This window comes from Escherichia sp. E10V5 (assembly GCF_004212315.1).
Lineage (GTDB): Bacteria > Pseudomonadota > Gammaproteobacteria > Enterobacterales > Enterobacteriaceae > Escherichia.
The window spans coordinates 1-25,230 of record NZ_RHJM01000003.1 but is presented as its reverse complement, the minus strand read 5'-3'; the positions used below and the strand labels follow the sequence as shown (position 1 = coordinate 25,230).

General features: G+C 52.0%; 22 protein-coding genes. 9 read left to right on the top strand and 13 right to left on the bottom strand.

The genetic code is table 11. The annotated features are described in order from the left end of the window. Window positions 1-137: 137 nt before the first annotated feature. Window positions 138-2,561, top strand: coding sequence for a glycerol-3-phosphate 1-O-acyltransferase PlsB (gene plsB, locus D9738_RS02160; RefSeq protein WP_130206092.1), 2,424 nt, complete (start codon window positions 138-140; stop codon window positions 2,559-2,561). A 154-nt stretch (window positions 2,562-2,715) separates the two neighbouring features. Here plsB and ubiA read toward each other — a convergent pair whose 3' ends face one another. The 5 genes from ubiA to malK all read right to left on the bottom strand — a co-directional run bounded on the left by ubiA (window position 2,716) and on the right by malK (window position 7,966). Next, on the bottom strand, window positions 2,716-3,588 hold the full coding sequence (ubiA, locus tag D9738_RS02155; protein WP_130205787.1) for a 4-hydroxybenzoate octaprenyltransferase: 873 nt from the start codon (window positions 3,586-3,588) through the stop codon (window positions 2,716-2,718). A gap of 12 nt (window positions 3,589-3,600) precedes the next feature. Then, window positions 3,601-4,098 carry a chorismate lyase gene (gene ubiC, locus D9738_RS02150; RefSeq protein WP_064525550.1) on the bottom strand — a complete coding sequence of 166 codons (498 nt, stop codon included), beginning with the start codon at window positions 4,096-4,098 and terminating at the stop codon, window positions 3,601-3,603. A 178-nt stretch (window positions 4,099-4,276) separates the two neighbouring features. Further along, window positions 4,277-5,197, bottom strand: coding sequence for a maltose operon protein MalM (gene malM / locus D9738_RS02145; RefSeq protein ID WP_130205785.1), 921 nt, complete (start codon window positions 5,195-5,197; stop codon window positions 4,277-4,279). A 241-nt stretch (window positions 5,198-5,438) separates the two neighbouring features. Further along, window positions 5,439-6,779 (bottom strand): maltoporin LamB, encoded by a 1,341-nt coding sequence (gene lamB, locus D9738_RS02140; protein ID WP_130205783.1) that lies wholly within the window; start codon window positions 6,777-6,779, stop codon window positions 5,439-5,441. 71 nt (window positions 6,780-6,850) lie between these two features. Beyond that, a complete protein-coding gene (gene malK, locus D9738_RS02135) occupies window positions 6,851-7,966 on the bottom strand; it encodes a maltose/maltodextrin ABC transporter ATP-binding protein MalK (RefSeq protein ID WP_130205781.1) in 1,116 nt (371 codons plus the stop codon). Window positions 7,967-8,330: 364 nt separating this feature from the next. On the opposite strand from malK, the gene malE reads away from it, so the two are divergent. The 3 genes from malE (at window position 8,331) to malG (ending at window position 12,122) form a co-directional block, all read left to right on the top strand. Beyond that, a complete protein-coding gene (gene malE, locus D9738_RS02130; protein ID WP_130205779.1) occupies window positions 8,331-9,521 on the top strand; it encodes a maltose/maltodextrin ABC transporter substrate-binding protein MalE in 1,191 nt (396 codons plus the stop codon). Between the two features lie 152 nt (window positions 9,522-9,673). Continuing rightward, window positions 9,674-11,218, top strand: coding sequence for a maltose ABC transporter permease MalF (gene malF, locus D9738_RS02125; RefSeq protein WP_130259464.1), 1,545 nt, complete (start codon window positions 9,674-9,676; stop codon window positions 11,216-11,218). 13 nt (window positions 11,219-11,231) lie between these two features. Next, window positions 11,232-12,122, top strand: coding sequence for a maltose ABC transporter permease MalG (malG, locus tag D9738_RS02120; RefSeq protein ID WP_001252058.1), 891 nt, complete (start codon window positions 11,232-11,234; stop codon window positions 12,120-12,122). Between the two features lie 94 nt (window positions 12,123-12,216). Here the strand turns inward: malG and psiE are convergent, their stop codons facing one another. Next, window positions 12,217-12,627: a phosphate-starvation-inducible protein PsiE gene (gene psiE / locus D9738_RS02115; RefSeq protein ID WP_000202902.1), complete on the bottom strand. Its 411-nt coding sequence runs from the start codon at window positions 12,625-12,627 to the stop codon at window positions 12,217-12,219. Window positions 12,628-12,840: 213 nt separating this feature from the next. On the opposite strand from psiE, the gene D9738_RS02110 reads away from it, so the two are divergent. Beyond that, window positions 12,841-13,119, top strand: coding sequence for a periplasmic protein (locus tag D9738_RS02110; protein WP_001295279.1), 279 nt, complete (start codon window positions 12,841-12,843; stop codon window positions 13,117-13,119). A 46-nt stretch (window positions 13,120-13,165) separates the two neighbouring features. Here the strand turns inward: D9738_RS02110 and D9738_RS02105 are convergent, their stop codons facing one another. The 5 genes from D9738_RS02105 to pgi form a co-directional block, all read right to left on the bottom strand. Continuing rightward, window positions 13,166-15,262: a YjbH domain-containing protein gene (locus D9738_RS02105; RefSeq protein ID WP_130259463.1), complete on the bottom strand. Its 2,097-nt coding sequence runs from the start codon at window positions 15,260-15,262 to the stop codon at window positions 13,166-13,168. Next, complete coding sequence (locus tag D9738_RS02100; RefSeq protein ID WP_130259462.1) at window positions 15,262-15,999, bottom strand: capsule biosynthesis GfcC family protein; 738 nt, start codon at window positions 15,997-15,999, stop codon at window positions 15,262-15,264. Before D9738_RS02100 ends, D9738_RS02105 begins: the two co-directional genes overlap by 1 nt. Further along, window positions 15,996-16,634 carry a YjbF family lipoprotein gene (locus tag D9738_RS02095; protein WP_130259461.1) on the bottom strand — a complete coding sequence of 213 codons (639 nt, stop codon included), beginning with the start codon at window positions 16,632-16,634 and terminating at the stop codon, window positions 15,996-15,998. Before D9738_RS02095 ends, D9738_RS02100 begins: the two co-directional genes overlap by 4 nt. 91 nt (window positions 16,635-16,725) lie before the next feature. Further along, window positions 16,726-16,968 carry an exopolysaccharide production protein YjbE gene (gene yjbE / locus D9738_RS02090; protein WP_000757333.1) on the bottom strand — a complete coding sequence of 81 codons (243 nt, stop codon included), beginning with the start codon at window positions 16,966-16,968 and terminating at the stop codon, window positions 16,726-16,728. Between the two features lie 498 nt (window positions 16,969-17,466). Next, entirely contained in the window at window positions 17,467-19,116 is a 1,650-nt protein-coding gene (gene pgi, locus D9738_RS02085; RefSeq protein ID WP_000789986.1) for a glucose-6-phosphate isomerase, read from the bottom strand. Between the two features lie 293 nt (window positions 19,117-19,409). Between pgi and lysC the strand changes: the two genes are divergently transcribed. After that, window positions 19,410-20,759, top strand: a complete 1,350-nt coding sequence (gene lysC / locus D9738_RS02080; protein ID WP_130205769.1) for a lysine-sensitive aspartokinase 3 — start codon at window positions 19,410-19,412, stop codon at window positions 20,757-20,759. A 37-nt stretch (window positions 20,760-20,796) separates the two neighbouring features. On the opposite strand, the gene D9738_RS02075 is transcribed toward lysC, so the two are convergent. Then, complete coding sequence (locus D9738_RS02075; protein ID WP_130205767.1) at window positions 20,797-21,585, bottom strand: nucleotidyltransferase domain-containing protein; 789 nt, start codon at window positions 21,583-21,585, stop codon at window positions 20,797-20,799. Window positions 21,586-21,888: 303 nt separating this feature from the next. On the opposite strand from D9738_RS02075, the gene D9738_RS02070 reads away from it, so the two are divergent. Next, window positions 21,889-22,161, top strand: coding sequence for a DUF3811 domain-containing protein (locus D9738_RS02070; protein ID WP_001207629.1), 273 nt, complete (start codon window positions 21,889-21,891; stop codon window positions 22,159-22,161). On the opposite strand, the gene rluF is transcribed toward D9738_RS02070, so the two are convergent. Next, on the bottom strand, window positions 22,162-23,034 hold the full coding sequence (gene rluF / locus D9738_RS02065) for a 23S rRNA pseudouridine(2604) synthase RluF (protein ID WP_130218604.1): 873 nt from the start codon (window positions 23,032-23,034) through the stop codon (window positions 22,162-22,164). A 348-nt stretch (window positions 23,035-23,382) separates the two neighbouring features. Here rluF and D9738_RS02060 point away from each other — a divergent pair, with 348 nt between their 5' ends. Both D9738_RS02060 and D9738_RS02055 read left to right on the top strand, forming a co-directional pair. Then, the gene (locus D9738_RS02060; RefSeq protein ID WP_130259460.1) at window positions 23,383-24,330 is read left to right on the top strand and encodes a sugar-binding transcriptional regulator; all 948 of its coding nucleotides are present in this window, start codon (window positions 23,383-23,385) and stop codon (window positions 24,328-24,330) included. Window positions 24,331-24,400: 70 nt separating this feature from the next. Beyond that, the gene (locus tag D9738_RS02055) at window positions 24,401-25,207 is read left to right on the top strand and encodes an SDR family oxidoreductase (RefSeq protein ID WP_130259459.1); all 807 of its coding nucleotides are present in this window, start codon (window positions 24,401-24,403) and stop codon (window positions 25,205-25,207) included. Window positions 25,208-25,230 lie beyond the last annotated feature (23 nt).

The window sequence follows — 25,230 nt, the reverse complement described above, 5'->3', positions numbered from 1 at the left end:
TCAGTGTACCGTTGAATCCGAAGATTACGGTTAGCGTAACGTCGCGCGAAACATGAGCGGATACCACAGAATTTCCCATGACTTTCTGCTATCCTTCCCGCGCATTTGCATTATTAACCAGAGGCTTTACATCGTTTATGTCCGGCTGGCCACGAATTTACTACAAATTACTGAATTTACCATTAAGCATCCTGGTAAAAAGCAAGTCTATTCCGGCAGATCCTGCCCCGGAACTGGGACTGGATACCTCTCGTCCAATTATGTACGTTTTACCGTACAACTCAAAAGCGGATTTGCTGACGTTGCGCGCCCAGTGCCTGGCGCACGACCTGCCTGACCCATTAGAGCCGCTGGAAATAGACGGCACGTTACTACCGCGCTATGTGTTTATTCATGGCGGGCCGCGTGTTTTCACCTATTACACACCGAAAGAAGAGTCTATTAAGCTGTTCCACGACTATCTCGATCTGCACCGCAGCAACCCAAATCTGGATGTGCAGATGGTGCCGGTATCGGTGATGTTTGGTCGTGCGCCGGGGCGCGAAAAAGGTGAAGTTAACCCGCCACTGCGCATGCTCAACGGCGTACAGAAATTTTTCGCCGTGCTATGGCTCGGTCGCGACAGTTTTGTGCGCTTCTCTCCGTCAGTTTCGCTGCGCCGTATGGCGGATGAACACGGCACGGATAAAACCATCGCCCAAAAACTGGCACGCGTGGCGCGTATGCACTTTGCCCGCCAGCGTCTGGCTGCCGTAGGGCCGCGCCTGCCAGCTCGTCAGGATCTGTTTAACAAACTGCTCGCCTCCCGCGCCATTGCCAAAGCGGTAGAAGACGAAGCGCGCAGCAAAAAAATCTCCCATGAAAAAGCGCAGCAGAATGCTATTGCACTGATGGAAGAGATTGCTGCGAACTTCTCTTACGAGATGATCCGCCTGACTGACCGTATTCTGGGCTTCACCTGGAACCGACTTTATCAGGGCATCAACGTCCATAACGCCGAGCGCGTTCGCCAGTTGGCCCACGACGGTCATGAGCTGGTGTATGTTCCTTGCCACCGCAGCCACATGGACTACCTGCTGCTTTCTTACGTGCTGTATCACCAGGGGCTGGTGCCGCCGCATATCGCCGCCGGGATCAACCTGAATTTCTGGCCTGCCGGGCCGATTTTCCGCCGTCTGGGTGCATTCTTTATTCGCCGCACGTTTAAAGGCAATAAACTCTATTCCACGGTTTTCCGTGAGTATCTCGGCGAACTGTTCAGCCGTGGTTATTCCGTCGAGTACTTTGTGGAAGGCGGTCGTTCGCGTACAGGCCGTTTGCTGGACCCGAAAACCGGTACGCTGTCGATGACCATTCAGGCGATGCTGCGTGGCGGCACACGTCCGATTACGCTGATTCCGATCTACATCGGTTATGAGCACGTCATGGAAGTGGGTACTTACGCCAAAGAACTGCGCGGGGCAACGAAAGAGAAAGAGAGCCTGCTGCAGATGCTGCGCGGTTTAAGCAAGCTGCGTAATCTCGGTCAGGGCTATGTCAACTTCGGTGAACCAATGCCGTTGATGACCTACCTTAACCAGCACGTGCCAGACTGGCGTGAATCTATCGATCCCATCGAAGCGGTGCGTCCGGCCTGGTTAACGCCGACGGTCAATAACATTGCAGCCGATCTGATGGTACGCATTAACAACGCGGGCGCCGCAAACGCCATGAACCTGTGCTGTACTGCGCTGCTGGCGTCACGTCAGCGCTCACTCACCCGCGAGCAGTTAACCGAGCAACTCAACTGCTATCTGGATTTGATGCGCAACGTGCCTTACTCCACGGACTCTACCGTTCCTTCAGCCAGTGCCAGCGAGCTTATCGATCACGCGCTGCAGATGAACAAGTTTGAAGTTGAGAAGGATACGATCGGCGACATCATCATTCTGCCGCGCGAGCAAGCAGTGCTGATGACCTACTATCGCAACAACATCGCGCATATGTTGGTGCTGCCTTCGCTGATGGCGGCAATTGTCACCCAGCATCGCCACATCTCTCGCGACGTTTTGATGGAGCACGTCAATGTGCTGTATCCGATGCTGAAAGCGGAGCTGTTCCTGCGCTGGGAGCGCGACGAGTTGCCGGGCGTTATTGATGCGCTGGCGAATGAAATGCAACGTCAGGGGCTGATTACGCTGCAAGATGATGAATTGCATATCAACCCAGCGCATTCCCGCACGCTTCAGTTGCTGGCCGCAGGCGCGCGCGAAACGCTGCAACGTTATGCCATCACTTTCTGGCTGCTGAGCGCCAACCCGTCGATCAACCGCGGTACGCTGGAGAAAGAGAGCCGCACCGTGGCGCAACGTCTCTCCGTGCTGCACGGCATCAACGCGCCAGAGTTCTTCGACAAAGCAGTATTCAGTTCTCTGGTACTGACGCTGCGTGATGAAGGGTATATCAGCGACAGCGGCGACGCCGAACCGGCAGAGACGATGAAGGTCTATCAGTTGCTGGCGGAGTTGATTACGTCAGATGTACGTTTGACGATTGAGAGTGCGACGCAAAGCGAAGGGTAATCGGTGAGAGTTGCCGGATGCGGCGCAAACGCCTTATCCGGCCGACCATAATCTGCAAATTCAATAAATTGCGATTTATTGTGTAGGTCTGATAAGCACAGCGCATCAGGCAGCCCAGAAGAAAGCCGGATGATCATCCGGCTTTTTTACATCATCAGAAATGCCAGTAACTCATTGCCAGCCCTAAAAACAGCACCAGGCCAACATAGTTATTATTCATAAATGCTTTAAAGCAGGCTTCACGCTCGCGGTTGGCAATCAGTTTTTGTTGATAAACAAACAGCGCGCCAGCCACCAGAATTGACCAGTAATATCCCCAGCCTAAGCCATTTAACTCACCGATGATTGCCATCAGCGCCAGTACGCCAATCTGCAAAATACCGATAATCAACTTATCGTATTGGCCGAACAGAATTGCGGTGGATTTAATGCCAATCTTCACGTCATCGTCACGGTCGACCATCGCATATTGCGTGTCGTAAGCCACCGCCCACAGAATATTGGCAAGGAACATCAGCCAGCAGCTTAACGGCACCGATTCACTCACAGCGGCAAAAGCCATTGGAATCGACCAACCAAACGCCGCACCCAGCACCACTTGCGGTAAATGGGTATACCGCTTCATAAACGGGTAAACCCACGCCAGCGCCAGTCCGGCAATCGACAACAGAATGGTCATCGTGTTCAGTGTCAATACCAGTAAGAACGAAAGCAGCACCAGCACCACAAATAGCGTTCGCGCCTCTTTCTCCGTAACCGCACCGCTGGGAAGTGGTCGGTTTGCCGTGCGCTTAACATGGCCGTCAAACTTACGGTCAGCATAGTCATTCACCACGCAACCGGCGGCGCGCATCAGCCAGACGCCTGCGACAAACACCGCCAGGATCCAGAGTTGGGGAACACCTGGGGTCGCCACCCACAGCGCCCACAACGTTGGCCAGAGCAGCAGTAACGCGCCAATTGGCTTATCCGTACGCATTAAGCGGTGAAACGCCAGCAGCTTATTTTGCGTCAGACTCCACTCCATATTTTTTTCCTCTTAGTACAACGGTGACGCCGGTAAAAACAGCTCAGTCAGCAGCAGTGGCTTACCGCTTAATCGCAGGCGGGAACGTCGCCCCCACAATCCGGCATCACGGCCTATCTCAATAAAGTCCCGGGTTAATGTCGATGATGTGAACAGATAGCGGCCTAACGGCGTTTTACCTAATTTTTGTAACGCCAGCTCGGGGCCACTTAACGTTGACACAGGAACGACGGTACGTCCGGCGAGCCAGGGTTCACCATCAGCACATAACAATATTTCTCGTAACCAGTAACGGGGCTCTTTCGGCAGCAGCGGTAATTCTTCGGGGATTTCATTCTGCTCGACAAACCCTTCGCGGATCATCGTTACGCTCACCGTTTTTCCCTGCTGTTCAAAACGTTTAGTCATGGAATCTTCCAGCAACAACCAGTCGAGCAGTTGCGGTTCCAGCGCAGGAATCTCTGCAAAATAGCGCAGCGCACGCAGTTGCGTTAACGCGGGGTGTGACATGCCGAACTCTCCGTTACATAACGTAAAGGCATTGTATCGCAGAAAAGCGATAACGGGAGATGTAAAGCATATTAAGTGATCTAATACGCAACAAAAACGCAACAATCACTGGGAGGGAGAAAAAAAGGTGCGCCCGAAGACGCACCAGTTGTTGCAAAATCAGCACTGTGGGGCGTACTTACCCCTTGCCTTTTACACTGCTGATAAAGGTGGAACGGGCAGATGTCGATCCCAGGCGTTCAGCTTCATCAAGCAGTTTTAACGCCTTATCAACATCACCTTTCGCGACAGCGTTTTTGATCGCGGTATTAAAATAACTTTCCGTGTCGTTGAGCATCGGTTCGCTTTTCTTCACCGGTGCCGGAGCGGGTGCAGCCACGGCGGGTGCCGTCGTGTTACCTACCGTAACCGGAGCTGGAGCGGAAGAACCAAATAACGGCCCCACCAACACGCTGGAGCTGGAGTTGGTTTTCACTTTCAGTTTCAGCAGACCATCAGTGGTATGACGGGCAACCGGATCTGGAATATCTGGCACCGAGTTACCGACACCTTTGGCATAGGCTTTTGCCGGGTCGAGCAGTTGCGTCGTCTGCTGGAGATCTTTTTCCGTGGTAAAGACCAGAACATACAGTTTTTGCTGCCCCAGTGCTGGTGTCAGGCGCATCACTCCTTCCAGACGATCGGCGCTCATGACGCCAGGTTCCTGGTAAGTGAAATAACTGCTGGGGAAGAAGGCAGATGGCGTCATGTTTTGATCAAGAATCAGCACGTTCGGCGCAAATACACTGGTTTGTTTGTTCACTTCGCTGGTCAGCGTAAGGGTCAGTTCGCCAATGTTTGCCGGAACGCTGTATGCCGCAACCGGGCCACTGATACCAGGAACGTTCAACCGTTGGCCGCCAGTCGCTAACTGGGTAGTCTGAGTTTTGGATTGATCGACGGGTGTCCAGGTTAATTGTTGCAGCGCAGCAGATGGAATGGCAGGCGCGTCACTGGTGTTTTGCGGTACGTAGTTGACGTCGGCGAGGCTAATTCCAGGCGCGCTCGCCAGCAACCCTGCTGATAAACAGAGGGCGATGAGACTTTTATTCATTTTCATTGTTTTCACCTCAAAATCTGGAGTTCAGCGGTAGCCAGGCAATAGCGCGCTAAACCGATAATCAGTGGGGCTTGCGCCCCTTATAGATAATGGCAACGTGTTTTTATGCCGGATGCGGCGTAAACGCCTTATCCGGCCTACATTCGGCAGCTGTTGTAGGCCTGATAAGACGCGACAGCGTCGCATCAGGCGTTGGTTGCCGGATGCGGCGCAAGCACCTTATCCGGCATGCACATTGCTATTACCACCAGATTTCCATCTGGGCGCCGAAGGTCCACTCGTCGCTATCACCGCGACCGAAGCTACCACCTTCGAAGCTCGCCGGAACGGCTTTACCGTAGTTCGGGTTGGAAGAGGAACTACCGTTGTAGTCATAGCCCCATTTCTCATCCCACTTGGCGTAGGTTGCGAAGACACGAATAGCCGGGCGTGACCAGATGCTGTCGCCAGCCTGCCATTGTTGTGCGAGGGTAATTTTGTACTGATTGTTCTTGTCGCCAGTGCGCTGGGATTCGACGTTGTCGTAGCCGATCTCCATCAAAGTGCTCATGATTGGCGTCCACTTGTACATCGGGCGAATACCGACGGTCCACCACTTGGTGCCGTTATCGTTATCCCAGTTGATGTCCTGATACATACCCACGTACATCATGTCCCAGTTGTCGCCCATCGAGATCGCACCGTGATCAAGAATACGCAGCATGTGACCGTTGTTGTTGATGTTGTAGGCAAAGTGTTCGTTATCAAACGCGACGCCAGAGCCCTGCGACAGACCTTTACCCTGCGAGGTCATCGAGTCAGTTGCGTACTGAACAACAAACTTGTTGAAGCCCTTCAGGATGCTCTGAGTATGTTCAGCAGTGAATAACCAACCGTCTTTCGATGCGCCATCAACCAGACGATAGTTATCACGCAGGTTAGCGCGACCGTAGTCGACACCCAGTTCTAACGTACCGCCAGGGTTGATTTCCATCTGCGCTAAACGCACGTCGAAGACATCGTTCGCAGTTTCGTTGGTGTAGTCATAGATATTGTTGCTGGCGAACGAGGAAGAACCACCTGCTTCAGAAGAGCGGGTTGCAGCCAAAGAGAGCTTACCGAAGCCAACATCGATGTTTTCCAGACCGGCACCAGGACCAGAAATATCCCAGTAGTAGAAGTCGATCATATGAACGTCATGACGTTGATAGAAACGCTTACCCGCCCAGATGGTGGAACCAGGCAGCCATTCAATCAGGTTTTTACCCTGCACGTTCGCTTCACGGAAGGCCGGATCAGTGGCTTCCCAGTCATTCTGTTGCGCGACGGAATAGGCCACGTTAGTGTCGAAATAGAAGCTCTTATCGCCCTCTTTCCACACTTCCTGACCCAATTTTAATTCAGCATAAGTTTCACATTCGTTGCCAAGACGGTATTTACTTTGAGCACCAGTGGTCTGGAAACACTGTTGTTCACCGCCACTCCCTGTCCAGCCGATACCGGAACGAGCGTAACCGTGGAAATCCACAGCCATTGCCTGAGCAGACATTACGCCCGCTGCGACGGCAACCGCCAGAGGAAGTTTGCGCAGAGTAATCATCATTCTATCTCCTGAGTCATTGCTTTTCTTTTTTCACATCACCTGTCACAGGTTTTGTGTCTTTTGTAGGGTGCTTAAACGCCCGGCTCCTGATGCAGTCGACGACATGCAGTGCCATCCTCACGGAACAGATGGCAACGCTCTGGCGGCAGGCCGATAGCGAATGTGGCACCTTCTTCTACCAACACCACGTCAGACTGGCGGTACACCAGGTTTTGACGAATGGAAGGGATCTGGATATGAATTTGGGTTTCGTTGCCGAGTTGCTCGACGACCTGAACTTCACCTTCAAGGATGACGTCGGCGATATCACTTGGCAGTAGATGTTCCGGGCGAATGCCCAGTGACATGTTGGCTCCGACCTGAACGTTGTGGCTTTCAACAGGAAGCCAGACTTGCTGGAGGTTTGGCATCGGCAGCTCAACCTGGACTTGATCGATTGCAACGGCGGTCACTTTTACCGGCAGGAAGTTCATTTTCGGCGAACCAATAAAACCTGCGACAAAGCGGTCTGCCGGATAGTGATACAGTTCGAGGGGTTTCCCGACCTGCGCCACGCGCCCGGCATCCAGCACCACGATTTTATCGGCCAGCGTCATCGCTTCGACCTGATCGTGGGTGACGTAAATCATCGTGCGGCCCAGACGTTTATGCAGGCGGGAGATTTCGATACGCATCTGCACACGCAGCGCAGCGTCAAGGTTGGATAGCGGTTCATCAAGTAAAAACACGCTTGGCTCTGCCACCAGAGTACGACCAATCGCCACTCGCTGACGCTGCCCGCCAGAGAGTGCCTTCGGTTTGCGATCAAGCAAGTGCGCCAGTTGCAGTACTTCCGCCACCTGGTTAACGCGCTGGTTAATCACCTCTTTCTTCGCGCCCGCCAGTTTCAGGCCAAAGGACATGTTTTCTGCCACTGACAGATGGGGATAGAGCGCATAGGACTGGAACACCATGCCGACGCCGCGTTCTGCTGGCGGGGTATCGTTCATTCGTTTCTCACCGATGAACAGGTCGCCGCTGGTGATCGTCTCAAGACCGGCAATCATACGCAGTAACGTTGATTTACCGCAGCCAGATGGCCCGACAAACACCACGAACTCACCTTCGTGGATCTCGAGGTTGATATCTTTCGATACCACCACATCCCCCCAGGCCTTCGTTACATTTTGCAGCTGTACGCTCGCCATGCCCTTCTCCCTTCGTTACAACCTGTCATCGACAGCAACATTCATGATGCGGTGACTATGCTTGATCGACAGATAGCTTAAATCCTCCACCCCCAGGCTTTTTTATGGGGGAGGAGGCGGGAGGATGAGAAGGTGGTGTCTGCGTACTAATCCGAAGGAAAGTAAGGAAATTCGTGATGTTGCTTGCAAAAAACATGGCGATTTTGTGTGCGCCCTCCCGCAATACTGCCGTTTCTGCGACATGGATCACACAAAACGAAGGTGGGGCGTAGGGGCAAGGAGGATGGAAAGAGGTTGCCGTATAAAGAAACTAGAGTCCGTTTAGGCGTTTTCACAAGCACTTCACCAACAAGGACCAGAGATTATGAAAATAAAAACAGGTGCACGCATCCTCGCATTATCTGTTTTAACGACGATGATGTTTTCCGCCTCGGCTCTCGCCAAAATCGAAGAAGGTAAGCTGGTAATCTGGATCAACGGCGATAAAGGCTACAACGGCCTTGCTGAAGTCGGTAAGAAATTCGAGAAAGATACCGGAATTAAAGTCACCGTTGAGCATCCGGATAAGCTGGAAGAGAAATTCCCCCAGGTTGCGGCAACTGGCGATGGTCCGGACATCATCTTCTGGGCGCACGACCGCTTTGGCGGCTATGCCCAGTCTGGTCTGTTAGCTGAAATCTCTCCGGACAAAGCGCTCCAGGACAAGATTTATCCATTCACCTGGGATGCCGTGCGTTTTAACGGCAAACTCATTGCTTACCCGGTTGCAGTTGAAGCGTTATCGCTGATTTATAACAAAGATCTGCTGCCGAACCCGCCAAAAACCTGGGAAGAGATCCCGGCGCTGGATAAAGAACTGAAAGCGAAAGGTAAGAGCGCGCTGATGTTCAACCTGCAAGAACCGTACTTTACCTGGCCGCTGATTGCTGCCGACGGTGGTTATGCGTTCAAGTATGAAAACGACAAATACAACGTGAAAGACGTTGGCGTGGATAACGCTGGCGCGAAAGCGGGTCTGACCTTCCTGGTTGATCTGATTAAAAACAAACACATGAATGCGGATACTGACTACTCCATTGCAGAGGCAGCCTTTAACAAAGGTGAAACTGCGATGACCATTAATGGTCCGTGGGCATGGTCTAACATCGACACCAGCAAAGTGAACTACGGTGTGACGATGCTGCCAACCTTCAAGGGACAACCTTCCAAACCGTTCGTTGGCGTGCTGAGCGCAGGCATTAACGCGGCCAGTCCGAACAAAGAGCTGGCGAAAGAGTTCCTCGAAAACTACCTGCTGACCGACGAAGGTCTGGAAGCGGTGAATAAAGACAAACCGCTGGGTGCCGTGGCGCTGAAGTCTTACCAGGATCAGCTGGCGAAAGATCAACGCATCGCCGCCACCATGGATAACGCCAAGAACGGTGAAATCATGCCGAACATCCCGCAGATGTCCGCCTTCTGGTATGCCGTGCGTACCGCAGTAATCAACGCAGCCAGTGGTCGTCAGACCGTTGATGCCGCGCTAAAAGATGCACAGGGTCGTATCACTAAGTAATGCCTGAAATGCCGGATGCGGCGTAAACGCCTTATCCGGCCTACGAAAACTAAACGTATGTAGGCCTGATAAGACGCACCAGCGTCGCATCAGGCAGTTGTTGCCGGATGCGGCGTAAACGCCTTATCTGTCCTGGAATGAGGAAGAACCCCATGGATGTCATTAAAAAGAAACATTGGTGGCAAAGCGACGCGCTGAAATGGTCAGTGTTAGGTCTGCTCGGCCTGCTGGTGGGTTACCTTGTTGTTTTAATGTACGCACAAGGGGAATACCTGTTCGCCATTACCACGCTAATTTTGAGCTCAGCGGGGCTCTATATTTTCGCCAATCGTAAAGCCTACGCCTGGCGCTATGTCTACCCGGGAATGGCCGGGATGGGGCTATTCGTTCTTTTCCCTCTGGTCTGCACCATCGCCATCGCCTTCACCAACTACAGCAGCACCAACCAGCTTACCTTTGAACGCGCTCAGGAAGTTCTGTTGGACCGCGCCTGGCAGGCAGGGAAAACCTATAACTTTGGTCTTTATCCCGCGGGTGATGAGTGGCAACTGGCGCTCACCGACGGCGAAACCGGCAAAAATTATCTCTCCGACGCCTTTAAATTTAGCGGCGAGCAAAAACTGCAACTGAAAGAAAGCGCCACGCAGCCTGAAGGCGAGCGTGCGAATCTGCGCGTGATTACCCAGAATCGTCAAGCCCTGAGCAACATTACCGCCATTCTGCCGGATGGCAACAAAGTGATGATGAGCTCCCTGCGCCAGTTCTCCGGCACTCAGCCGCTGTACACATTAGGCGATGACGGTACGCTGACCAATAACCAGAGTGGCGTAAAATATCGTCCAAACGACCAGATTGGTTTTTACCAGTCCATCACTGCTGACGGCAACTGGGGTGACGAAAAACTCAGCCCGGGTTATACCGTGACTACTGGCTGGAAAAACTTTACCCGCGTCTTCACCGACGAAGGGATCCAAAAACCGTTCCTTGCAATTTTCGTCTGGACCGTAGTGTTCTCACTTATCACCGTCTTTTTAACGGTGGCGGTCGGCATGGTGCTGGCGTGTCTGGTGCAGTGGGAAGCGTTGCGCGGCAAAGCTGTCTATCGCGTCCTGCTGATTCTGCCCTACGCGGTGCCATCGTTTATTTCAATTTTGATTTTCAAAGGATTGTTCAACCAGAGCTTTGGTGAAATCAACATGATGTTGAGCGCGCTGTTTGGTGTGAAGCCCGCCTGGTTCAGCGATCCAACCACCGCCAGAACGATGCTGATTATCGTCAACACCTGGCTGGGTTATCCGTACATGATGATCCTCTGCATGGGCTTGCTGAAAGCGATTCCGGACGATCTGTATGAGGCCTCAGCGATGGATGGCGCAGGTCCGTTCCAGAACTTCTTCAAAATTACGCTACCGCTGCTGATCAAGCCGCTCACACCACTAATGATCGCCAGCTTTGCCTTTAACTTTAACAACTTCGTGCTGATTCAACTGTTAACCAACGGCGGCCCGGATCGTCTTGGCACGACCACGCCAGCCGGTTATACCGACCTGCTCGTTAACTACACCTACCGTATCGCCTTTGAAGGCGGCGGGGGTCAGGACTTCGGTCTGGCGGCGGCGATTGCCACGCTGATCTTCCTGCTGGTCGGTGCGCTGGCGATTGTGAACCTGAAAGCCACGCGAATGAAGTTTGATTAAGGGAGATAACAAAATGGCAATGGTCCAACCGAAATCGCAAAAAGCACGTTTGTTTATTACTCACCTGCTACTACTACTTTTTATCGCGGCAATTATGTTCCCGCTGCTGATGGTCGTCGCCATCTCGCTGCGCCAGGGGAACTTCGCGACCGGTAGCCTGATCCCGGAGCAAATCTCGTGGGATCACTGGAAACTGGCGTTAGGTTTTAGCGTTGAACAGGCTGATGGCCGCATTACGCCACCGCCATTCCCGGTACTGCTGTGGCTGTGGAACTCGGTGAAGGTCGCCGGTATTTCCGCGATTGGTATTGTGGCGCTCTCCACCACCTGCGCTTATGCCTTCGCCCGTATGCGCTTCCCTGGCAAAGCGACGCTGCTGAAAGGGATGCTGATTTTCCAGATGTTCCCGGCAGTACTCTCACTGGTGGCGTTGTATGCGTTGTTTGATCGTCTGGGTGAATACATTCCGTTCATCGGCCTGAATACTCACGGCGGCGTGATCTTCGCGTACCTGGGGGGGATTGCGCTGCACGTCTGGACGATTAAAGGCTATTTCGAAACCATCGATAGCTCGCTGGAAGAAGCAGCAGCGCTGGATGGTGCGACACCGTGGCAGGCCTTCCGCCTCGTCCTGTTGCCATTATCTGTACCGATTCTGGCGGTGGTGTTCATCCTGTCGTTTATCGCTGCCATTACCGAAGTTCCGGTCGCGTCGTTGTTACTGCGTGACGTGAACAGTTACACCCTGGCCGTGGGTATGCAGCAATACCTCAACCCGCAAAACTACCTGTGGGGCGACTTTGCTGCCGCTGCCGTGATGTCTGCATTACCCATCACCATCGTCTTCTTGCTGGCTCAGCGCTGGCTGGTTAACGGCCTGACGGCAGGTGGTGTGAAAGGTTAAAGATGTTGTTCTGCCAATGTTATGCCGCTAGACCCTCAACTTACGTTATCCTAACTTGTGACTGTTATTCGGCGCTCTTCGGAGCGCCTCTTTTTTACTCCCGCTTCAGCCGTTTCGAATTACATAACCACAGGGTGATCACCAGCAACAAGATCGCTGCCGAGTAGATCAACACATCCAGTGGCGATTTATGATCGACGATGATCAAGCGCACAATGGCGGTGATCCCGATATAGACAAAGTAACGCAGCGGGAAGTGAAAACCGGACTGAAAGTACTTCACAATCAGCGCGATAAATTCGAAATAGAGAAAATAAACCACCAGCCCTTCCACCAGCTCATATTTGCTGGTTTGTTCTGGCGCGAACAGCACATCAGCCAGATGCACCGTTTCTTTGCCGAGGAAGACAACCAAAATCAGGCCGAGACACAACAGACCCAGATTGAGAACGGTCTGCAAAATGGTGGAGATAAACTCCACGCGCGGACGAGAGAGTGACGTCATAGCTGTACCTCCTTCACAGTGGCGAGCTTCCTGTATAACGTAAAAATGTGACGGAGATCTATATTTTTTGTGTATGTTTTGTTCAACCTGGATTTGGGGGCGCGCATCCGGCAAGGCAAACCGCACCAAAGCCGGTAATGCAAAAATCACCCATTCAGGTGATTCTCAGCCACCAATAATGCGCGAAAAATCGACAATGTTCCTCTGGAACAAATGAAACGTAACCTGATAAAGGTGGTAAAAATGAAGCCTTATTTTGCTGCTTTGATGTTATCAGTCTCTGTTCTTCCTGCTTATGCCGGTCCGCTCGGTACTGCTGATAAAGCCGACCTACCGCAAAGCAATGTCTCCAGCCCCATGATGGCCCAGTCGCTCAGGCAACCAGACCTGCAACCCATATCGACGGACAGGAAGACAGAATGTTTTCGCCTTTACACACCAGATCGCAAACCGGGGGTGAACTGCGTTCCTGATGGCTCAACAGGCCATTAAGAATGAGGGTGCCAGTGATTGCGAAAACTGGCACCTTTCCCATGACTTAGCGGAAATTCACGCTACGGTCGCTGGTCATATCATACAACTGGAACTTACGCCCAAGTTGCTGACCCCCGTCACGCGTCAGCGGCGTCCAGCCAATTGCCGCACGGCTACGTGTCGGGCCAGACGAGAAGAGATCCAGCGGTACAGAGACATACACACCTTTGGTGAAGTCCCCTTCGCCGTACTCCTCTTTCGAAACATTAGTGATCGTGGCATAGCCACCCACCACCACGCCGCTATCAAAGCGTTTGGCGATCTCCAGCGTGCCGCCTTTATCCCCTGCCAGATACTGCCCGACACTCGCTTTCACCAACACGTCCTGGGCGAAAGATGGCGTCCAGTACGCGGTCAGATGTCCGGTTTTCACACTGTAATCGGTGAATTTCATCATATCTTTTGCGCTACGCCAGTCGCGCTGTTTAACGTAGTTGGCATCCAGACCAAACGCCCAGTTGCTGTCCAGGGGGCGATACAACACCTCTGCCCCCGCACCGCCAAACATGGTTTCGAGATAGCCGCCGTAGACCTGACCGTAGAAGCCGTTGCCCAGATGCTGGAAGTAGTTGGCTTGCAGGTTATTCACATAGACATCGTTCTGCACATACTCGCGCACATGGGTACGAACACGCGGTAAGTGTGAGTCCTGCGGTGGATTGGTGTAGTTAAACTTGTCGTAATTGTTGGCAAGGTTAGCAAACAGGCTACCGGTGGTGAGCAGATGGTCCGTCAGCCACAAATCCGCCGTTCCCATCACGCCCAGCTGATACATGTAAAAGTTTTCCGGGCCACCGACCGACTGGTTCAGCACCGGATCGATATGGAAATCAAAGCGCGATTTGTCGATATACCAGCCCTGCTCGGTGGACTTCGGAACCACTGGCTCGACGCGTTTTTGCGCCAGCTTCGTTTCGTGGCCCAGCGGCTCTCCGGCGAGATGATTTTTCAAGCTGGCGACATCGGTTTCCGTCGTCACCTGCGGCATGTTAAGGCGATTTTCCGTAACGCGGATCGTCTTGATCCCCTCCGGCAGATCGTTCATCACGATCCGATTAGCACGAATGATCCCTTCGCGCGAATCACGATACTTCACCTGCTCGCCAGTAACATACAGTGTATCGCCTTTCGCCTGGATCTGCGGATCGGCCAGTCCGGCGTTGTATTTCAACAGCGTTAACTGATTCGCCACCACCGAATGCTGCAAAATGGCATCCTGTGGCTGCGGTTGATATTGCGGGCGGGCGTTATCGTTGTAAGACGGGCGCAGATCGTTAAAGTTGGTGCGCAGCGTGACGCCAAACATAAAAGTGTTGCCACGTTCATAGCTAAGGTTAACGTCGGCCCAATCGGTAACGCGATAAATCGCACCGACGTTAAACTTACTTTTTTGCTCCAGCTTCCCGGCAAAATCCTGCTGATAATTATTGCCTTCATACTCCAGTTTCAGGCGCAGCGGTTGCCAGGGCGTCTGGTATTCCACACCGCCAAACAGTGAGGCCGGGCCGTGGAACATCTGGCTGCCGTCGATAGATCCCGCCTGTTTGTAGCTGTTATCGCGATAGCAATATTTATCACTGGCTGAACAGAGCGGATTTTTCACGTTACCGCTGGTGCCCAGATATCCCCAGCCCAGACCGAGCGTAAAATCGAACGGCCCCCAGGCTTTGCTGGCGACAAGATATTCTGCATCGAACAGCCCCGTACCGCCGATATCCCGCGCGCCAACCGCCACTTGCGGCATCCAGTAACTCTCTTCCCACAAACGCAGTTTGAGATCGAAGGCTTTATCTTTATACGTTTGATCACCAGAGAACGCTTCGACGCTGCTGTACTGCCGGGTGCGCACATCGGTATAACGCAGCGTTGTTTCCAGCCACGGGAAGAGTTGCACTGACGCTGAGTAATAACGGTACTGATCGTTATCGCGATAGTTCAGGCTCAACTCCCCTTCCCGCGCCATGCGGGCGGTGGGCGTTTGTAACAGTCCTACGCCACCGAAATCCGATTGCGACGGGCCAATGGGCGCAGGATACGTTTCGCCGTAGCAAGCCGTGCTCATGCCCAGCGCCAGTAAGCTAAGCAGATGTCTTTTTTTCATTATTGGGGTATCCGCTGCGTCAGAGTCTGAAGAATGTCGGCGTTAAGGGCATCAGATGTCTCACTCCAGACGGAGTCCGCGAGGCCAACATAAATAATGCTGCCGGGCATCGGCTCTACGTGACGCTTGTTCCAGTAAGCCACCGGCGCTTTTTGCGTGCGTCCGTCCGGGTAAACCACCCACGTGTAGCTGCGATCCGCACCGCTGAGCAGGCTCTGGTCAGAGAGATAGCTCGCCACGTCGCGACCTGGAGTGAATGACTGCTTGCCAGGACGACTGATAAGCCCGAACAACGTGACCGTGGACGGCGGCGTTCCGACCCACAGCGTGTAGTTGCCCTGCAACGGCGGGTTACCGCGTTCGGCAACGCGGACGATGTCGGGATCAAGATTGATTTTTTGCCTGCCCGTCACCTTCAACGACTGAATTTGCTGGCGTAAGGCGTTAATGGCGGCGGCATCGTCGGCGCTGGAATCTGCAGTCAGTTCTGCCAGCCGTGTCAGCAACGCCTGCTGCTGACGCAATGCTGCCGCCGTTGCCAGCTCTTCGCTAATCACCGCACCGGGCCACCAGCTGTTTGCCAGTCGAGGTTGGCCTACCAGATCGATTAAATGCTCTGCACCCGTCAGCGTTTTGGCCTCACTGCTGCCATTGCTGAATACCTTGACGGTTCCCGCCGCGAAGACCGATGACGCTCCCACACTCAAAAGCAACGCGACAATAGTTTTTTTAATCATTGTTTTGCCGCCTTGATGAGAGTGGTTTTCACCGGGAAATAATCCGCGCCGAGATACTGTTCCGACTGGCGAATTTGCCCTTCGCTGTCGATCCAGTAGCGGTTATGCCAGCGCGCCCGGTCGGTGGAGACCTCTTCGTCCAGCACGCGAACCGGGGTTTCATCGCTGCCGACTTTCACGGTATCGGTGCCATCCCATTTGAAGACTGAGCGTGCGGTGGCGTAGCGTACCTGCTGGTACTCGGTCCAGCCCATCGTGCGCGTCCAGGTTGCGCCATCAACGATTTGTGCGGGTTTGATCAGCGGGTCAGTGGCAAGGTTATTCACTTCAATCAGGTTGTCGCCGCCAAGCAAAGTTTTCACCAGACGCCCATGTTGTGTAACGAGAGTGGCCTGATCCTGAGTAACCCATTTTTGTTGTCCGTCTTCAGCGAAGGCCAAAACGACAAATAATTGTGGACCGCCATTTAGCCGCATGTACTGGCTGGCGTAGGGCATATTTTGAATATCATCGTCCGTCAGCTGTACGCCTGGCGTACCGAACAGACTGTCCCACAGTGAATTGCCCAGCTCTTTAGTCGTGGCTGAACAGGCCTGTAATAACAGGCAGATAAGAATGAGTGCAGGTCGCTTCACGACTCTTCTCCAGAGGGGCAGAATAACCACACCGGAGTGTGGTTATGGTTAATCCCCGTCATACTGAATTATTTTGGGGATACATACGTTATTACTGGGTACTGGTGGTCGTGGTTGTGGTGGTCCCGGTATTAGAACCATCACCCCCACCGGTTGCCGCGAGCGCGACACCCACCGCCGAGCTTACGGTGCTGACGCTGGTCGCGGAGGAACTACCCGCTGAAACCGACGTTGCTGCCGACCCTGCCGCTTCGCCCACCTGTACAGGTGCAGCCCACGCAGAAGTCGCCGCAAGCGCAGATATGGCAAAAATGCCATACAGAACTTTTTTCATAACAATTTCCCTTCATTGAATGAATGGAGATTTACCCAAAAACATTTCGGGCGGGATCGAGTATACACAACTAAAGCATGCGAATTACGGCGCGGGGAATTAGTGAAGGTGTTTTAGGACAATTGGAATGAATATCAAATATAAGCTTTAACTTATATATAAATAAGATTAAAAATCATTAAGTTAAAATAAAACAAAAAGTGATTGATCTGCGTATTTTCCGAAATCATTACAGACTAAAAATCTATTTTAGGATTAACCTCACGGTATGATTTTCGTTAAATCTCCGACAAGGGGATTTATCTGATAAAACAATGCCGACTTATAGTCGGCATTGTTATTAAGGTTATTTAATCAATCGTGCTATGTATTAATTGCCGAATACGATGTACATATCGGCATCGACCTGTAGGCCTGATAAGACGCGACCGCGTCGCATCAGGCACTGGTTGCCGGATGCGGCGTGAACGCCTTATCCGGCCTACATATCGACGATGATTAACCGCGCCACGCTTTATAGCGGTTAATCAGACCATTGGTCGAGCTATCGTGGCTGCTGATTTCTTTATCATCTTTCAGCTCTGGCAGAATACGGTTCGCCAGCTGTTTACCCAGTTCAACGCCCCACTGGTCGAAGGTGAAGATGTTCAGGATCACGCCCTGAGTAAAGATTTTGTGCTCATACAGCGCAATCAACGCACCCAGGCTGAACGGAGTGATTTCACGCAGCAGGATGGAGTTGGTCGGGCGGTTACCTTCGAACACTTTGAACGGCACCACGTAGTCAAGCGTTGCCGGATCTTTACCCTGATCGCGATATTCCTGCTCAACCACTTCACGGGATTTACCAAACGCCAGAGCCTCGGTCTGAGCGAAGAAGTTAGACAGCAGTTTCTGGTGATGATCAGAGAGTGGGTTATGGGTGATAGCCGGAGCGATGAAATCGCACGGTACCATTTTGGTTCCCTGGTGGATCAGCTGGTAGAACGCATGCTGACCGTTAGTGCCTGGTTCACCCCAGATAATCGGGCCAGTCTGGTAATCCACCACGTTACCGTTACGGTCAACATACTTACCGTTGGATTCCATATTGCCCTGCTGGAAGTACGCCGCGAAACGGTGCATATACTGGTCGTACGGCAGAATCGCTTCAGTTTCCGCGCCAAAGAAATTGTTGTACCAGATGCCAATCAGCGCCAGCAGTACAGGCAGGTTTTTCTCGGCAGGCGTAGTGGAGAAATGCTTGTCCATCGCGTGTGCGCCAGAAAGCAGTTCAACGAAGTTATCAAAGCCGATGGAGAGAACAATCGACAGGCCAATCGCTGACCACAAAGAGTAACGGCCGCCGACCCAGTCCCAGAACTCGAACATGTTGGCGGTATCAATACCAAACTCGCCAACGGCTTTGGCATTGGTGGAGAGCGCCGCAAAGTGTTTCGCAACGTGTTTTTCATCACCTGCCGCTTTCAGGAACCAGTCACGCGCGCTATGGGCGTTGGTCATAGTTTCCTGAGTGGTGAAGGTTTTAGATGCTACCAGGAACAGCGTGGTTTCCGGGTTTACTTTTTTCAGCACTTCCGCGATGTGAGTACCATCAACGTTAGAAACAAAGTGCATGTTCAGGTGGTTTTTGTAAGGGCGCAGTGCTTCGGTCACCATGTACGGGCCGAGGTCAGAACCGCCGATCCCAATGTTCACCACGTCGGTGATGGCTTTGCCGGTATAGCCTTTCCACTCACCAGAAATAATCGCTTCTGAGAAGGTTTTCATCTTCTCCAGCACCGCGTTGACTTCCGGCATAACATCTTTGCCATCAACCAGAATCGGGGTATTGCTACGGTTACGCAGCGCCACGTGCAGTACGGCACGGTTTTCGGTGCGGTTGATCTTCTCGCCAGAGAACATCGACTTAATCGCGCCCGCCAGATCGCACTCTTTCGCCAGATCCTGTAATTTCGCCAGCGTCTCTTCAGTGATGCGGTTTTTGGAGTAATCCACCAGCATCTGATCGTCGAAGGTTGCGGAGAACTTAGAAAAACGATCGCCGTCTTTAGCAAAAAGATCGGCGATCGTAACGTCTTTCATTTCATCGAAGTGTTTCTGTAGTGCCTGCCAGGCCGCGGTCTGCGTTGGATTGATGTTTTTCATTAGCAATACTCTTCTGATATTGAGAATTGTGACTGTGGAAGATTGTAGCGCCAGTCACAGAAAAATGTGATGGTTTTAGTGCCGTTAGCTCAGCTAACCACTGAAGAGGATAAAAAGTGTAGACGTTATAAGCACAATTTCTGACCACGCCCGCTGCATGAATAATCCGCATAATCCCAGCGTTGACACACTCCCCTACACCTTTTATTTATAAATACGGTCTGCGCCTGCACCGGTTTCTGTTTTGCCTTTGTGCCAAGGTCGCTTCTTTCATTCCCTGACACGAGGTTGTTATGCCCGATATTGTTGTCTCCAAATTTGGTGGTACTAGCGTGGCTGATTTCGACGCCATGAACCGCAGCGCCGACATTGTGCTTTCTGATGTGAATGTGCGTTTAGTTGTGCTTTCTGCTTCTGCGGGCATTACCAATCTGTTGGTTGCACTGGCTGAAGGTCTGGAACCGGTTGAGCGTTTCGAAAAACTCGATGCCATTCGCAATATTCAGTTCGCCATTCTGGAGCGCCTGCGTTACCCGAACGTCATCCGTGAAGAGATTGAACGTTTGCTGGAGAACATTACCGTCCTGGCCGAAGCTGCTGCACTGGCAACCTCTCCAGCACTAACTGATGAACTGGTCAGCCACGGCGAACTGATGTCTACCCTGCTGTTTGTGGAGATTCTGCGTGAACGCAATGTTCAGGCCCAGTGGTTTGATGTGCGTAAAGTGATGCGCACAAACGATCGCTTTGGCCGCGCGGAGCCAGATATTGCTGCGCTGGCAGAACTGTCTGCGCTGCAACTAACCCCACGTCTCAGCGAAGGTTTAGTCATCACCCAGGGCTTTATTGGCAGTGAAAGTAAAGGGCGCACCACAACGCTTGGTCGCGGCGGTAGTGACTACACGGCGGCACTATTGGCAGAAGCGTTAAACGCTGCTCGCGTCGATATCTGGACAGATGTGCCGGGGATTTATACTACCGACCCACGCATCGTGCCTGATGCCAAACGAATTGATGAAATCGCCTTTGAAGAAGCAGCTGAAATGGCAACCTTTGGTGCCAAAGTACTTCATCCGGCAACCTTACTGCCTGCAGTTCGCAGCGATATCCCGGTGTTTGTCGGTTCAAGCAAAGATCCGCGTGCTGGCGGTACTTTGGTGTGTAATAAAACCGAGAATCCGCCGTTGTTTCGTGCGCTGGCTCTGCGTCGCAAACAAACGCTATTAACCCTGCATAGCCTGAATATGCTGCATTCTCGCGGCTTCCTCGCGGAGGTTTTCGGCATTCTCGCACGGCATAATATTTCGGTGGATTTAATTACTACGTCAGAAGTGAGCGTGGCGTTAACCCTCGACACTACCGGTTCAACGTCAACTGGCGATACGTTGCTGACACAATCGCTGCTGATGGAGCTTTCAGCCCTGTGCCGGGTAGAAGTGGAAGAAGGCCTGGCGCTGGTGGCTCTGATTGGTAACGATCTGTCAAAAGCCTGTGGTGTTGGCAAAGAGGTGTTTGGCGTACTTGAACCGTTCAACATTCGCATGATTTGCTACGGCGCTTCCAGCCATAACCTGTGCTTCCTGGTGCCAGGCGAAGATGCAGAACAGGTGGTGCAGAAACTGCATAGTAATTTGTTTGAGTAAAAACAGTGCGGCCCGGATGATACTTGCCGGGCCGAATTTATTCTCCCATCACTGTCGTCATCAACAACCTATCCAGCTCCCTGGCATCACCATCCCTACTATCCGGTAACACAGGCGGAATTTCCCCACGCGCCAGTTCCGCATGGATAAACGCATGTAGCAATGGACGGCGTGGGCCATATTCCGCTTCACCTGCACGCTGTTTACGTTCCAGCAACTCATCTATTTCTGCGCGTAAGGCCGCATCCAACTCACTTCCCGCCAGCAATTCGGAAAAACGCATTGGCGGTACGCCTTTTCCCGCTTCGACCCAGCGCACGGCCAGCAGCGGACGCAGCACATAAAAGTATTTTTTCAGCCGCACTTCGTCGCCTTGTAAATAACCGCGAAAATTTTTCCGCGCCATCGAATAGTAATGCCAGCGCGCACGCAACGGAGAAAACCACGTTGGGACCATTGCCTTAAGCGCCGTTATCGTTTCTTCATCTTGTTGATAGACCACCGGTGAATCCAGCCATTCAATTAGCGTCGGGTTCGCACCTTTCAGCAATCCCAGCGCTTTGCGCCATTCCCAACCGGAAACATCAAGTTCGTCGTCGATAGGCAGTTCGATAACATCGCGTGGTGACTCTACCCGCAGATACCATTCCAGCGGATGAACATACAAAAAACGCACATCGTAATCGCTGTCGGGCGAAGCAAATCCCCAGCCGCGACTCCCCGATTCGCAGGCGTACAGCACTTTCACGCCATAGCGACGTTCAATTTCCTTTAACTGCTGCGATACCCGTTCGCGCATCGCAGCACTGACTCCATTTAATGGCATTTGACTCATCCTTTGATATTAACTACCCCGAACAAGACCACTGAAAACAGAGATGTTATCAATGAGATAGCGTTATTGCGAGAAACAGGCCAGAAGTAAAATTACAACTTTAACGTATTGAATAACAAAGAATTAATTAAATTTTATAAGTTAGCGGTCATTTATTTTCGTTAAATTTTTATCTGTATTTATCGCCAATTATCTAAGCAGATAAAAATAAAGAGAAGGCAAATGAATCTTATCAGTTCTGCTTGCAAATAAATTCCCGTACACTGAACTATCCGATTAACTGAGGGCACCATCATGGCACTCCCCCGTATTACTCAAAAAGAGATGACTGAGCGTGAACAGCGCGAACTGAAGACGCTGCTGGATCGCGCGCGTATTGCACATGGTCGCGTGCTGACCAACGCCGAAACCAACAGCATTAAGAAAGAGTACATCGATAAATTAATGGTTGAGCGTGAGGCTGAAGCGAAAAAAGCCCGCCAGTTGAAGAAAAAGCAGGCTTATAAACCGGATCCTGAAGCGTCATTCAGTTGGTCGGCAAATACGTCGACGCGCGGCAAACGCTGATTAACGACCTTTTTTCTTCCGCCCCGGCGAGGCGAAACGCTTGCCGTTTGATGCCGGGCGGCCACCTTTCTCCGCCGTTTTTTCTACCTTCACTACCGGGCGTTTGATGCCTGCCGTTTTCGGTTTGGCCTTCGCTTTGGGCTTCGCCTCGGAAGAGGAATTTTCAATGAGCTTAAAGAGATCGATAAGCTCGTCGTCGGTTAAATCGCGCCATTCTCCCAGCGGAATGCCGCTTAAGCTGACGTTCATAATGCGCGTACGTTCCAGCTTTTTCACTTCGTAGCCAAAGTGCTCGCACATGCGACGGATCTGACGGTTCAGCCCCTGCACCAGGGTAATGCGGAAGACAAACGGCGCTTCTTTTTTGACTTTGCATTTTTTAGTCACCGTCCCGAGGATTGGCACTCCCGCACTCATGCCGCGAATAAACTCCTCGGTAATCGGTTTATCGACCGTCACCAGATATTCTTTCTCATGATCGTTACCCGCGCGGAGGATCTTATTCACCAGATCGCCGTGGTTGGTGAGGAAAATCAGCCCCTGGGAATCTTTATCCAGGCGACCAATCGGGAACACGCGTTTGCTGTGGTTAACGAAATCGACAATGTTATCGCGCTCGCCATCTTCGGTGGTGCTGACAATACCGACGGGCTTGTTCAGGGCGATAAGAACCAAATCTTCGGCTTCCCGAGGCTCAATCAACTGACCGTTTACTTTTACAACGTCGCCGGGTTTCACCTGATCGCCAATGGTGGCACGCTTGCCATTAAGGAACACATTGCCTTGCTCGATGTAGCGATCCGCTTCGCGGCGTGAGCAAATTCCGCTTTCGCTGATGTATTTATTTAAACGGACTGATGAGTCGGGCAGCATAAATTCTCCTGTAAAACGCGGAATATACCGTACCTCTTAGCGGGGAAAAACAGGGTTATGCGGCAACGTCGAAATTAAATGTGATCTGCCGCGCCTTTTATCACAAAAGTGTCACCAGAAGCCTGATGCAAATTTGCCTGGCGAAAACCAGGATAATCAACCTATTACGAATCTCTGCACACCTGTGCTGATGACTGCTACGCAGAGAAACAAATGTGCAAGATAAAGCGCCATTTCAGTCCAAACAAAGAGTGAAAAATCGCTTTTAAAGGTCACCATGATGGAGTTATATCAGATCAAGCGGTTAAAAAGCATATTTGCACAAATGTGCAAAATCAGGAGGCGGCGATGGAAAACAGTGACGATATCCGTTTGATTGTGAAGATTGCCCAACTCTATTACGAACAGGACATGACGCAGGCGCAAATCGCCCGCGAACTGGGTATTTATCGGACCACCATCAGCCGCTTACTTAAACGGGGCCGCGAACAGGGAATTGTCACCATCGCCATCAACTATGACTACAACGAAAACCTCTGGCTGGAGCAGCAACTGAAGCAAAAGTTTGGTCTGAAAGAAGCTGTGGTGGTATCAGGGCGCGATGAAGAGGAAGACGCTCAGTTGGCGGTAATGGGGTTACACGGCGCGCAATTGTTAGATCGTTTGCTGGAACCTGGTGATATTGTTGGTTTTTCCTGGGGCCGCGCGGTGAGCGCACTGGTTGAAAACTTGACGCAGGCGGGGCAATCGCGGCAGTTAATTTGCGTGCCGATTATTGGCGGCCCGTCCGGTAAACTCGAAAGCCGCTATCACGTAAACACATTAACCTACAGCGCGGCGGCAAAGCTGAAAGGGGAATCGCATCTCGCAGATTTTCCAGCTCTGCTGGATAACCCCTTAATTCGTAATGGGATCATGCAGTCTCAGCACTTTAAAACCATCTCAGCCTACTGGGATAATCTGGATGTCGCCCTGGTGGGGATTGGCTCACCGGCTATTCGCGATGGCGCCAACTGGCATGCATTTTATGGCGGCGAAGAGAGTGACGACCTGAATGCCCGTCAGGTTGCCGGTGATATTTGCTCGCGCTTTTTTGATATTCACGGCGCAATGGTTGAAACGAATATGAGCGAAAAAACGCTCTCTATCGAAATGAATAAATTAAAGCAGGCGCGGTATTCCATTGGTATTGCTATAGGTGAAGAGAAATATAGCGGAATTATTGGCGCACTGCGTGGAAAATATATTAATTGTCTGGTAACGAATAGCAGCACAGCGGAACTATTACTGAAATAAAAATCTTCCCGATGTTTACCGTAATAAAAAATTACGGCGGGCCTCTATTACCTAAAATCAGGAGTCTGTTATGCAAACGTGGTTAAATTTGCAGCATAAAATCATTATTGTCACCGGTGGCGCATCCGGTATTGTTCTGGCGATTGTGGATGAATTATTAGCACAAGGCGCGAATGTACAGATGGTCGATATTCACGGTGGCGATGGTCAATATGAAAGTCATAAAGGTTATCAGTTCTGGCCGACCGATATTTCCAGCGCCAAAGAGGTAAATCATACGGTAGCGGAAATTATTCAGCGTTTTGGTCGCATCGACGGTCTGGTCAATAACGCCGGGGTCAACTTCCCGCGTCTGCTGGTCGATGAGAAAGCACCTGCCGGGCAGTATGAACTCAACGAAGCTACATTCGAAAAAATGGTCAATATCAACCAGAAAGGCGTTTTTCTGATGTCGCAGGCGGTGTCGCGGCAGATGGTCAAACAACACGATGGCGTGATTGTGAATGTCTCCTCGGAAAGCGGGCTGGAAGGCTCAGAAGGCCAAAGCTGCTACGCCGCGACCAAAGCCGCGCTCAATAGCTTCACGCGCTCCTGGTCGAAAGAGCTGGGTAAACACGGTATCCGTGTGGTCGGTATCGCGCCGGGGATTCTGGAAAAAACCGGGCTGCGCACGCCGGAATATGAAGAGGCGCTGGCGTGGACGCGCAATATCACCGTCGAACAGCTGCGTGAAGGCTATACCAAAAACGCCATTCCTATTGGGCGCGCCGGAAGATTAGCGGAAGTGGCTGATTTTGTTTGTTATCTGCTGTCTGAACGCGCCAGCTATATCACCGGAGTAACCACTAACATTGCCGGCGGCAAAACGCGCGGCTAAGGACAATGCCGTTCACTTAAGCG

What these genes read in the sequence shown, in the direction of transcription:
- plsB (WP_130206092.1), top strand. Translation starts at nt 138, where the DNA reads ATGTCCGGCTGGCCACGAATTTACTACAAATTACTGAATTTACCATTA.
- yjbE (WP_000757333.1), bottom strand. Translation starts at nt 16,968, where the DNA reads ATGAAAAAAGTTCTGTATGGCATTTTTGCCATATCTGCGCTTGCGGCG.
- malF (WP_130259464.1), top strand. Translation starts at nt 9,674, where the DNA reads ATGGATGTCATTAAAAAGAAACATTGGTGGCAAAGCGACGCGCTGAAA.
- D9738_RS02105 (WP_130259463.1), bottom strand. Translation starts at nt 15,262, where the DNA reads ATGAAAAAAAGACATCTGCTTAGCTTACTGGCGCTGGGCATGAGCACG.
- pgi (WP_000789986.1), bottom strand. Translation starts at nt 19,116, where the DNA reads ATGAAAAACATCAATCCAACGCAGACCGCGGCCTGGCAGGCACTACAG.
- ubiC (WP_064525550.1), bottom strand. Translation starts at nt 4,098, where the DNA reads ATGTCACACCCCGCGTTAACGCAACTGCGTGCGCTGCGCTATTTTGCA.
- D9738_RS02070 (WP_001207629.1), top strand. Translation starts at nt 21,889, where the DNA reads ATGGCACTCCCCCGTATTACTCAAAAAGAGATGACTGAGCGTGAACAG.
- malM (WP_130205785.1), bottom strand. Translation starts at nt 5,197, where the DNA reads ATGAAAATGAATAAAAGTCTCATCGCCCTCTGTTTATCAGCAGGGTTG.
- D9738_RS02055 (WP_130259459.1), top strand. Translation starts at nt 24,401, where the DNA reads ATGCAAACGTGGTTAAATTTGCAGCATAAAATCATTATTGTCACCGGT.
- psiE (WP_000202902.1), bottom strand. Translation starts at nt 12,627, where the DNA reads ATGACGTCACTCTCTCGTCCGCGCGTGGAGTTTATCTCCACCATTTTG.
- ubiA (WP_130205787.1), bottom strand. Translation starts at nt 3,588, where the DNA reads ATGGAGTGGAGTCTGACGCAAAATAAGCTGCTGGCGTTTCACCGCTTA.
- D9738_RS02110 (WP_001295279.1), top strand. Translation starts at nt 12,841, where the DNA reads ATGAAACGTAACCTGATAAAGGTGGTAAAAATGAAGCCTTATTTTGCT.
- lamB (WP_130205783.1), bottom strand. Translation starts at nt 6,779, where the DNA reads ATGATGATTACTCTGCGCAAACTTCCTCTGGCGGTTGCCGTCGCAGCG.
- malK (WP_130205781.1), bottom strand. Translation starts at nt 7,966, where the DNA reads ATGGCGAGCGTACAGCTGCAAAATGTAACGAAGGCCTGGGGGGATGTG.
- malG (WP_001252058.1), top strand. Translation starts at nt 11,232, where the DNA reads ATGGCAATGGTCCAACCGAAATCGCAAAAAGCACGTTTGTTTATTACT.
- D9738_RS02075 (WP_130205767.1), bottom strand. Translation starts at nt 21,585, where the DNA reads ATGCCATTAAATGGAGTCAGTGCTGCGATGCGCGAACGGGTATCGCAG.
- D9738_RS02060 (WP_130259460.1), top strand. Translation starts at nt 23,383, where the DNA reads ATGGAAAACAGTGACGATATCCGTTTGATTGTGAAGATTGCCCAACTC.
- lysC (WP_130205769.1), top strand. Translation starts at nt 19,410, where the DNA reads ATGCCCGATATTGTTGTCTCCAAATTTGGTGGTACTAGCGTGGCTGAT.
- D9738_RS02100 (WP_130259462.1), bottom strand. Translation starts at nt 15,999, where the DNA reads ATGATTAAAAAAACTATTGTCGCGTTGCTTTTGAGTGTGGGAGCGTCA.
- rluF (WP_130218604.1), bottom strand. Translation starts at nt 23,034, where the DNA reads ATGCTGCCCGACTCATCAGTCCGTTTAAATAAATACATCAGCGAAAGC.
- malE (WP_130205779.1), top strand. Translation starts at nt 8,331, where the DNA reads ATGAAAATAAAAACAGGTGCACGCATCCTCGCATTATCTGTTTTAACG.